Genomic DNA, 2,823 nt, shown 5'->3' on the forward strand with positions numbered 1-2,823 from the left:
TTAAAAGGTTTCCGTGGGCGGGTTCTTTTAATCTCAATTCGTTTTTTCCAACTCAAAATTGTATTTTTATCAATTTCAAATTGTGCAGAGACCGCTCGTATGGAACATCCTTCCTCAAGCTTCGCTATCACTTTTCGTCTAAAATGTTCTGAATAACTCATTTTTATATTGTCTTATATTTTTGATTGTTTGACTATAGCTTTCAACAAACCAAACAATGTTTCGATCTTATTTCGTTGCTTCAAATAGGAGTAGGCGAGGAAACTGTCATGATAATGCAGTTGCTGAGAGCTTCTTTCAGTTATTAAAACGTGAGCGAATTAAGAAGCAAGTTTATGCATCAAGATCGAATGCAAGAGCAGATATATTTGAATATATTGAGATGTTTTATAATTCAAAACGAAGACATGGTTCCAATGGACAACGTTCTCCATTAGATTAAGAGAAGGCCCATAATTAAGTATTTCACTATATACTTTGTATAAAAGATCGACTCTTATTTTCAATTCTATTGAAAATAAACTTCCTTAATTTATATTTGTAGTAATCTGCATATATTAAGAAAACTGAAACTGAATTATGAACCTGAAATTAGTATTACCTTTTATTTTATCTGGCTTTTTTGTTGGCTGTGCTTCAGTACCCAAGGCAGATATGAAGCAAACACAAACGGTTAAACAATTTGTACCGCCAAGTGACGGTAAAGTGATAATTTATGTATATCGTTCTAATAGTACGATAGGCGCTACGTTAAAAAAAGATATTTGGCTTGATGGAAAGTGTTTAGGTGAAACATCAAGAGGTACATTTTTTTATAAAGAAGTTGATGGTAATCAAAAGCATACAGTTTCAACAGAGTCTGAATTTTCACCTAATCATTTAGTGATTGATACAGTTTCAGGACAACAATATTTTGTCCAACAATCTATAAAAATGGGAGTGTTTGTTGGTGGTGCAGATCTTAAACAAGTAGATGAATTAAAAGGTAAAAAAGCAATTTCTGAGTATGCACTTGCTCAAAGTGGTACATGTAGTAAACCAGAAATTACACTGACTCAGCCATAATTTATATATCTAGCGATAAAAAAAGCCAAAGGTGATCACTTTTGGCTTTTTTTATTTATGTTAAAAATAATCCGAATCCTATTTAAGAAATTTAAGTAAGCTACTGTTTTATATATTTTTATATAAAATAAATGCTTTCCTTTACAGTCTAGTGTAACGAATGGACTGATTTCCTTTAAAAAAACAGCTCTGAGTGACTAAAAATATATGCTACATAATTTTATGTATTTGATAAAAACACCATAAGTAAATGATTTTAAAGTAGAAGATTAAGCAGGATTCGGGTTATCTTGAATCTTACTGGCGATCGAATATGGGAGTTAACTTTTACACTATATCCAGATGGTAAATTTAATATGAAATATGACTATAAAAAACCAAAAGATTATGAAGAATCAGAAGAAACAATTTCAGGCGATGAAATTAACAATTCATTAAAAAAATTAAGATAATTTGAGGCCTGTTTAAGTCAGTATATTTACTACTTAGATTGTTGGCTTATTTTTATGAAAAATCGGATATGTATATAAAGATGTATAAACTCCCGCCAAATAAGAACTTTACTAAGGTAAATGGATTTTCCCCCAACCCGATTTAACATAAAACTTTATTATGCGAATGAAAAAAGGGGCTTAATGATCTGCCCCCTGAAAGTTGGACGATTTAATTACACTTTTTAAGGACTGAATTCTGTACTCCACAGGGCTTAGTCCTTTTAATTTAACCTTGAGCCGATCATGGTTATAATAATGAATATATTCTTTCACGGTTTTCTCTAATTCTTCAACCGAATTAAATTTTTTCCTATAAAAACATTCTGATTTAAGTATTCCAAAGAAACTTTCTATTACAGCATTATCCAAACAATTACCTTTTCTTGACATACTTTGTGTAATTCCACATTGCTTAAGCTGCTGCTGATAACGGTACATTTGATATTGCCAGCCTTGGTCTGAATGGAGTACTACCTCATCTTTTGATGTCAGTTTATTAAGCGCTTTATCCAACATATCTTTGACTAAATCATATTGTTGTCTCCGTTTAGTTTGATAGGCAATGATTTCCCCGTTAAATAAATCTATAATTGGCGATAGGTAAAGTTTCTCTCCACCTACATTAAATTCCGTTACATCCGTTGCCCACTTCTGATTAGGCCGATCAGCATGAAAGCTACGCTGTAGAACATTATTAGCAATCTTACCGACTTGTCCTTTGTATGACCTATATTTTGCACGTCGTACTCGAGATTTTAAGCTCATTATCTGCATCAGTCTCCGTACACATTTATGGTTAATTTTCATTCCCATATTTCTTAAGGCAAGCGTTATTCTGCGATATCCATAGCGTCCTTTATGTTGATGATAGATCGCCTTGATTTGTTGTTTAAGGTCACTGTATTTATCATCAAAATTTAATCGATGTTCATGATAAAAGTACGTACTCCGAGCCATATTTGAAGCGCGTAATAAGTATTTTAGTTTATAACTGTGCCTTAATCCTGATATAAGTCGCGCAATTTCTGCTGCTCCGCAGTTTCCTTTGCTTCTTGTTCCAATCTTTGATCCTAGACAGAATTGTGGAGATTCGATCCCTCTAAAGATTTCAAATAGTTTTGTTCAAAAGCCTCAGGGCTTAACCAACCATTTGCAGAATGTCGTCTAATCCGATTGTAGTAAATTTCAATATACTCGAACAAGACTGAATTAGCCTCTTTTCTTGTAGAAAATACACTGTCATGTACAACATGCCCTTTGAGTG

4 protein-coding genes and 2 pseudogenes are annotated in these 2,823 nt (G+C 32.7%); 3 read left to right on the forward strand and 3 right to left on the reverse strand.

The window, feature by feature from the left end; genetic code table 11:
• On the reverse strand, positions 1–161 hold a 161-nt coding region (locus I2F17_RS12400), incomplete at its 3' end, for an IS630 transposase-related protein (protein ID WP_213014496.1).
• Between the two features lie 80 nt (positions 162–241).
• Between I2F17_RS12400 and I2F17_RS12405 the strand changes: the two are divergent.
• From I2F17_RS12405 to I2F17_RS12415, 3 genes and pseudogenes are all read left to right on the forward strand, one after another.
• A pseudogene (locus I2F17_RS12405) lies at positions 242–442 on the forward strand (IS3 family transposase); the annotation flags it as partial.
• A gap of 137 nt (positions 443–579) precedes the next feature.
• On the forward strand, positions 580–1,065 hold the full coding sequence (locus I2F17_RS12410; protein WP_196423590.1) for a DUF2846 domain-containing protein: 486 nt from the start codon (positions 580–582) through the stop codon (positions 1,063–1,065).
• Positions 1,066–1,355: 290 nt separating this feature from the next.
• The gene (locus I2F17_RS12415) at positions 1,356–1,517 is read left to right on the forward strand and encodes a hypothetical protein (RefSeq protein ID WP_196423591.1); all 162 of its coding nucleotides are present in this window, start codon (positions 1,356–1,358) and stop codon (positions 1,515–1,517) included.
• 180 nt (positions 1,518–1,697) lie between these two features.
• On the opposite strand, the pseudogene I2F17_RS12420 reads toward I2F17_RS12415, so the two are convergent.
• Positions 1,698–2,579, reverse strand: a pseudogene (locus tag I2F17_RS12420) (IS3 family transposase); the annotation flags it as partial.
• 50 nt (positions 2,580–2,629) lie between these two features.
• Positions 2,630–2,823, reverse strand: a 194-nt coding sequence (locus I2F17_RS12425) for an IS3 family transposase (RefSeq protein WP_211140115.1), incomplete at its 5' end; no start/stop codon positions are given.

This window comes from Acinetobacter baretiae (assembly GCF_015627105.1).
GTDB lineage: Bacteria > Pseudomonadota > Gammaproteobacteria > Pseudomonadales > Moraxellaceae > Acinetobacter > Acinetobacter baretiae.

Coding starts and splice junctions, on each gene's coding strand:
- I2F17_RS12410 (WP_196423590.1), top strand. CDS start 580: ATGAACCTGAAATTAGTATTACCTTTTATTTTATCTGGCTTTTTTGTT.